At 69.5% G+C, this 7,051-nt stretch carries 4 protein-coding genes; 1 reads left to right on the top strand and 3 read right to left on the bottom strand.

Features of this window, described 5'->3' with window-relative positions:
- Positions 1-445: 445 nt before the first annotated feature.
- On the top strand, positions 446-910 hold the full coding sequence (locus CY652_RS09720; RefSeq protein ID WP_102130496.1) for a rhodanese-like domain-containing protein: 465 nt from the start codon (positions 446-448) through the stop codon (positions 908-910).
- A 140-nt stretch (positions 911-1,050) separates the two neighbouring features.
- Here the strand turns inward: CY652_RS09720 and CY652_RS09725 are convergent, their stop codons facing one another.
- From CY652_RS09725 to hrpA, 3 genes are all read right to left on the bottom strand, one after another.
- The gene (locus CY652_RS09725) at positions 1,051-1,908 is read right to left on the bottom strand and encodes a competence/damage-inducible protein A (protein WP_102130497.1); all 858 of its coding nucleotides are present in this window, start codon (positions 1,906-1,908) and stop codon (positions 1,051-1,053) included.
- A gap of 36 nt (positions 1,909-1,944) precedes the next feature.
- Positions 1,945-2,775, bottom strand: coding sequence for an EI24 domain-containing protein (locus CY652_RS09730; protein WP_102130498.1), 831 nt, complete (start codon positions 2,773-2,775; stop codon positions 1,945-1,947).
- A 149-nt stretch (positions 2,776-2,924) separates the two neighbouring features.
- Positions 2,925-7,051: ATP-dependent RNA helicase HrpA (gene hrpA / locus CY652_RS09735; RefSeq protein WP_102130499.1), on the bottom strand; the 4,127-nt coding region annotated here is incomplete at its 5' end.

Below are 7,051 nucleotides of genomic sequence, written 5' to 3' on the forward strand. Positions count from 1 at the left end.
AACCTTTTCTCCTGATTAATGTACTCGGCGGACCTTGCCGCCGACCCAACCCTGTTGACCTGCTCCGGCCCATCTGCTGCCACTGCATGGCGCGGCACGCCGCAGCCGAATTGATCGCGCATAGATAAGCAGAATTCATGCCATCCATGCGCCGCTTTGGCGCAAACCCGCTCCGCTCACGTGCCTGCGGATACGGCCCTCCGCACCGCAAGCATCCTGAAAAAGTCGGAACCGCCCGTCGCGCACCATCGACGTGCAAATCCAGCGGTCGCACCGCTAGAAAACCGCATTATGGTGCATGTCCATAAATTTGCACCATAGACGCGCATCCGGCCTTGGACAGGCGTCCGGCGGCGGCATGCCCCGGCCGCCGCGCCCGGCGCCCGGGGCGAGTCCGGCGCGCTAGAATGGTCGTTTGGTCCAACGTCGATGGAGATTCGCTGTCATGAGCACGCTCGAGCAGTTGTACGGGGAAGCCGAAAAGCGTCGCAACGAAAACCAGTTGCCCTATGCGGGCGCGGTACTGCCCGCCGAGGCGTTCGAGCTGCTGCAGCTCGATCCGCAGGCGCGGCTCATCGACGTGCGCACGCGCGCCGAACTCGACTGGATCGGCCGCCCCGTGGTCGGCGACGGCCAGTATGCGCACGTGGAATGGACCCGCTATCCGGGCGGCGTGCCGAACCCCGCGTTCCTCGACGAGCTGCGCGCGGCGGCGCCCGCCGACGCGCCCGTGCTGTTCCTGTGCCGCAGCGCCGCGCGTTCGAAGCTGGCAGCCGTCGAGGCCGCGAAAGCTGGCTACGCGCGCGCGTTCGACCTGCTCGAAGGATTCGAAGGCGAGAAGGACAGTCGGGGACATCGCAAGACGGTATCGGGCTGGTGTTTTCGCGGCCTGCCGTGGATCGGGGCCTGATTTCCGGCCCTTGCGCGAACGCCGTCGACCGGACCCGCGCAAGGGGCCGCTCCGTGCTTCGCCACGGTAGGCGCGCGATGTGACAGGCCGATGATGGCGTGCCGGGCGCCCGATGCGTCGGTGCGTCCCGTCAACCCCCGTCAAAAACCGCTACGGCCGCCGCTGCGCCGCTCGCGCTCCGAGGGGGCCGCCGGCTCCTCGGGCAGTTCGACGATCTCGCCGCCGAGCAGATGCACGCCCTCGCGCAGCCTCACGAACGCCGTGGCCACGGCCTCGGGTTCGCCCTTCACGCCGAGGTCGATGTGGCGCCGCGCGTAGATGCCGCCGCGCTCCGTATCGCCGACGCTCGGCAGACTGAAGACGCGCACGCCGGGGAAATCGTGCTCGATGCGCTCCATGAGCGGCGTGAGCGTCGATTCGGGCAGCTCGAACACGAGCAGCGACTTTTCCGCGTGCGGGACGCTGTGGTGCAGATGCGCGTACCTCGTGTCGAGCACCCACTCGATCATCGGCCAGGCCATGACGGGAAAGCCCGGCACGAAGTGGTGATCGCGCACTGAGAAGCCCGGAATCTTGTTGTAGCCGTTCGGGATGATCGACGCGCCCGCGGGAAACGTGCCCATGTTCAGGCGGTGCAGGTTCTCGGCCGACTCGTAGTCGACCGGCTCCGGTCCCGTGTGCATCTCGCGGATGCGCTCGCGAATCAGTGCCTCCGCCTCGGGATGCAGCGCGAGCGGCACGCCGAGCGCCGCCGCCGCGCACTGGCGCGTGTGATCGTCCGGCGTCGCGCCGATGCCGCCCGTCGAGAACACGATGTCGTCCGAGGCGAACGTGCGCGCAAGCGTCGCCGTGATGCGCGCCGGATCGTCGCCGACGTATTCCGCCCAGGCGAGCGACAGGCCGCGCGCGTCGAGCAGTTCGATAACCTTCGCCAGATGCTTGTCGCTGCGGCGACCCGACAGAATCTCGTCGCCGATGATGATGACGCCCAGTGCCATTGCCGGCCTCGCTCGATAGTCAGAAAAAGAAGGGGTTCAGGACGACGCCGCGATGCCGCGGCCGCCGCCCGGCTCCTGCGCGCGCATGCGCTGCAGCGCCCGCAGGCAATAGTGGCCGAACCACAGCGCCGTGAACACCAGAATGAACGCGTAAATCCAGATGGTAAGCGCAGTCACCACCGGGAAGAACAATACCAGCCAGGCCGACGACACCCAGATCGCCGTCGGCAGCGACCCGAGCAACCCGCTCGCGATGCCGATGGCGAGGAGCGGCAGCCGGTGTCCGCGCACGAGCGCGCGCCGTTCGTCGGCGCTCGCGTGGAGCGCCAGCGCGTCGTAGGTCATCACGCGGTAGGTCAGCCAGCCCCAGAGCAGCGGCGGAATCAGCGCGAAAAACGGCGGCACGAGCCAGAGCGGCAGCGTGAGCGTCAGCAGCGCGAGGCAGACGAGCGCCGTCCAGAGCGCGTACGCGAGGCTGCCGTACCAGCTACCGCCGCGGCGCTTCTCCAGCGCGGCGAACTGCTTCGTCGACAGATGGCGGATCACGCGCGGCATCGAGAGCATGACGATGAAGAGCAGCACCGTCATGACGATGAGCGGAATCGCCAGCGCGATCACGACGAACGGCGCCACCACGGCGCGCAGCGAGCCGAACCCGAGCCAGTCGAACAACCGGTAGAGCATGACGGTCCAGGACCAGTGCTCGAGCCAGACGCGCGTCACGTTGACGAGCGGCTGCCAGAACACGTAGAGCAATCCGCCCCAGATCAGCGTCGCCGCGAAGAACGGCACGAAGGTCAGAAGCAGCATGACGGGGTGGAACACGCCGGAGAGCGCGCGTCCAAACGAACGCAGCAGATCGTTCATGCAGACAGGTCGAAAACGGAAGACGGCAAACGGGAGCGGCCGGGCCGGATAGATGGAACCGCAAGCATAAACCACGGCGCCGAAGGGCAACGGAACGGCCGGCGCAAGTCAGGGCGGCGGCCGCGAGCGCCGGCCCCTGCCGCCGGCCCCTACCGCTGCATCGACTCCCAGACCTTGTGCAGCCGCTTGACCGAGACCGGCATCGGCGTACGCAATTCCTGGGCGAAGAGCGAGATGCGCAGCTCCTCGAGCAGCCAGCGGAATTCGCCGAGCCGCGGATCGGCCACGCCGCCGCGCTGCGAAAGCACGCGCTGATACGGCTGCGCGAGCGGCTGGAATTCCGCGAACTGCCGCGCGTCGCGCGCCGGGTCCGCGCGCAACTTGTCGATGCGCAGTGCGATCCCCTTCAGGTAACGCGGAAAGTGCGTGAGCTGCGCGTAAGGCGTCTCGACGACGAAACGCTTGCCGAGCAGCGCGTCGAGCTGGGCCTGCATGTCCGACGCCGCCGGCGCGAACGACTTCGCCTGCGCCAGCTTCTTCGTCACCGCCGCGTATTCGGCCAGGATCTGCCCGACGAGCCGCGCGATTTCCTGCGCAAGCAGCGCGAGACGGCCGCGGCCCTCGTCGCGCCGCGCGTGGAAGCTCGCGTCGTCGTCGGGCAGCGGGTCCTGCAGGCACGCGCGGTCGAGGGCAAGGTCGATCAGTTGATCGCGCAGTTCCTCCTGGGTCGCGCGGGCCATGAACTGCATCGCCATCTCGCGCAGGCCCGGCAGATTCTTCTCCAGATAGCGGATCGGCTCGCGCAACTGCAGCGCGAACAGGCGGCGCAGCCCGATGCGATGGATGCGCGCGGCCTCCTCGGGCGCGTCGAAAACCTCGACGTCGCAATGCGACGTCCGGTCGACGAGCGCCGGATAACCGAACAGCGTCTGGCCGCCGCGACGGATTTCGAGCAATTCGGGCAGCTTGCCGAAATTCCAGGTCGTCAGGTTCTCGTAAAGCGCTGTGGCCGGCGCGGCCCCGGGCGTCGGCGTGTCCGGCTGCGCAGGCCGGGGCGCGCCGCCCCGGCGGGTATCGCGCGATGAACCGCGCCCGTCGTCGGCGCCGTCGCCGGCCGTCGTGGCACTTGTTGTACCGCTCGCCCTGCCGGCCATCCCGGCCACGCCCATGCCCGCGGCCGGCTCCGCGCCGCCCGGCGCCATCGTCGCGCTCGCGGCCAGCCGCTGGAACTGCTGCTGCGCCTGCGCGCCCAGCTCGGCGCGCAATTGCGCGAGGTTGCGCCCCATCGCGAGCTGCCGCCCGTGCTCGTCGATCACCTTGAAGTTCATGAACAGGTGCGCGGGCAGCGTCTCGAGCTTGAAGTCCGACGTCTTCAGCGCGACCTGCGTTTCTGCGCGCACGTCGGCGATCAGCGCGTCCAGCAGCGCGAGCGCGCCGAAACGCTCGCCGCTCATGCGCTCGACGAAGCCGGCCGCGTATTCGGGCAGCGGCACGCAGTGGCGGCGAAGCTTCTGCGGCAGCGACTTCAGCAGCAACTGCGCCTTTTCCTTCACCATGCCCGGCACGAGCCATTCGCACCGGCGCGCGTCGATCTGGTTCAGCGCATAGAGCGGCACCGCGAGCGTGACGCCGTCGCGCGGCGCGCCCGGCTCGAAGTGGTAGGCGAGCGTCATCGGCACGCCGGCCATCGTCATGCGCTTCGGAAACAGGTCCGTCGTCACGCCGGCGGCCTCGTGGCGCATCAGGTCGTCGCGAGAGAGATAGAGCAGGCGCAGCCGGTCCTCGGGCTGGCCGCTCTTCTTCACCTCGTCGCGATACCAGCGCTCGAACGCGGCGCCGGTGTGGATGCCCTGCGGCACCGCCCCGTCGTAGAACGCGTAGATCAGCTCGTCGTCCACCAGCACGTCCTGGCGGCGCGACTTGTGCTCGAGCTGCCCGATCTCGGCAAGCAGCTTGCGGTTATGCGCGAAGAACGCGAGCTTCGTGTCGAATTCGCCTTCCACGAGCGCGCCGCGAATGAAGAGTTCGCGCGCGCGCGCCGGGTCCTGGCGGCCGAAGCTCACGCGCCGGCGCTGGTAAACCGTCAGGCCGTACAGCACGGCCCGCTCGTACGCGCTGACCTGCGCGGTACGCTTCTCCCAGTGCGGCTCGGAAATCGACTTCCGGAGCAGGTGCGCGCCGACCTTCTCGAGCCACTCGGGCTCGATCTTCGCGATGCAGCGCGCGTAGAGGCGGCTCGTCTCGACGAGTTCGGCCGCGACCACCCAGCGCCCCGCCTTCTTCACGAGCGCCGAGCCCGGCCACAGGTGGAACTTGATGCCGCGCGCGCCGAGATAGTGCGGCTCGTCGGCGGCTTTCAGGCCGATGTTGCCGAGCAGGCCGGTCAGGAGCGCGTGATGGATCTGCTCGTAGGTGGCGTCGGACTCGTTGATGCGCCAGCCGTGCTCGCGCACGACGGTGAGCAGTTGCGAGTGGACGTCGCGCCATTCGCGCAGCCGCACGTGCGAGAGAAAGTTCGCGCGGCACGCGTCGGCGAGCTGCCGGTTCGACTTCTTGTGCTCGACGGCCTCCTCGAACCACGCCCAGATCTTCGGCCACTGCAGGAATTCCGAGCGCTCGTCGGCGAAGCGCCGGTGCGCCTGGTCGGCCTGCTCCTGGGCTTCGAGCGGCCGCTCGCGCGGGTCCTGCACCGACAACGCGCTCGCGATGACGAGCACCTCGCGCAGCGCCTGCTCGTCGCGCGCGCCGAGAATCATCCGGCCGACCCGCGGATCGAGCGGCAGCCGCGCCAGCTCGCGGCCGAGCGGCGTGAGCGCGTTGTCGTCGTCGACGGCGCCAAGCTCGTTGAGCAACTGGTAGCCGTCCGCAACGGCGCGGCCCGGCGGCGGCTCGATGAACGGGAACGTCTCGATCGCGGACAGATGCAGCGACTTCATCCGCAGGATCACGGCCGCCAGCGACGAGCGCAGGATTTCCGGATCGGAGAAGCGCGGCCTGGCCGCGAAATCCGACTCCTCGTAAAGACGGATGCAGATACCGTCGGCCACGCGGCCGCACCGGCCCGCGCGCTGGTTCGCCGCCGCCTGCGAGATCGCCTCGATCTGCAGTTGCTCGACCTTGTTGCGGTACGAGTAGCGCTTCACGCGCGCGAGCCCCGTATCGACCACGTAGCGGATGCCGGGCACCGTCAGCGAGGTCTCCGCGACGTTGGTCGCGAGCACGATGCGCCGCGCGTTCGACGCCCGGAACACGCGCTCCTGCTCCTGCGCCGAGAGCCGCGCGAAGAGCGGCAGGATCTCGGTGTGCGGCGGATGGTGCTTGCGCAGCGCCTCGGCCGCGTCGCGAATCTCGCGCTCGCCGGGCAGGAACACGAGCACGTCGCCCGGACCCGCGCGGCACAGCTCGTCGACCGCGTCGACGATCGCGTCCATCAGGTCGCGGTCGCGGCCCGCGTCCCGGCCCGGCCGGCCGCGCTCGCGCCCGGTCGTGCCCTGCGCCGCCTTCACGGCCGGGCTGTCCTCGGCCACGGGCCGGTAGCGGAGCTCCACGGGGTAGAGCCGCCCGCTGACCTCGATGACGGGCGCGGGCTTCGCCTCGCTGCCGAAGTGGCGCGCGAAGCGCTCCGCGTCGATGGTCGCCGACGTGACGATCAGCTTGAGGTCGGGACGCTTGCGCAGGATCTCCTTCAGGTAGCCGAGCAGGAAGTCGATGTTCAGGCTGCGCTCGTGGGCCTCGTCGATGATGAGCGTGTCGTAGGCCGTCAGGAGCGGGTCGGTCTGCGTTTCGGCAAGCAGAATGCCGTCCGTCATCAGCTTGACCGAAGCGCCCGGCGAAAGGTTGTCGGTGAAGCGCACCTTGTAGCCGACCACCTCGCCGAACGGCGTGCCGAGTTCCTCGGCGATGCGCCGCGCGGTCGCCGACGCGGCGATCCGGCGCGGCTGCGTATGGCCGATCAGGCCGCCGCCGCCCGCGCCGAGACCGCGGCCGAGCGAGAGACAGATTTTCGGCAGTTGGGTCGTCTTGCCCGAGCCCGTTTCGCCGCTGACGATGACGACCTGGTGGTCGCGAATCGCGCGCGCGATCTCGTCGCGCCGGCCCGAGACGGGCAGCGCTTCGGGGAAGGTGACGGGCGGAACGGGATTGGGTTCGACGGGGCGTCGCCCGGACGGCTGCTGCGCGCCGCGCGGCGAGGCCGGACGCGCCGCGGGCTGCGGCCCGGCGCCGGCGCTTTCGCGCGCCGTCCGGGCGTCCGGCGCGCCGGCGCGGCGAGGCCCGG

Source organism: Burkholderia sp. WAC0059 (assembly GCF_002870125.1).
Lineage (GTDB): Bacteria > Pseudomonadota > Gammaproteobacteria > Burkholderiales > Burkholderiaceae > Paraburkholderia.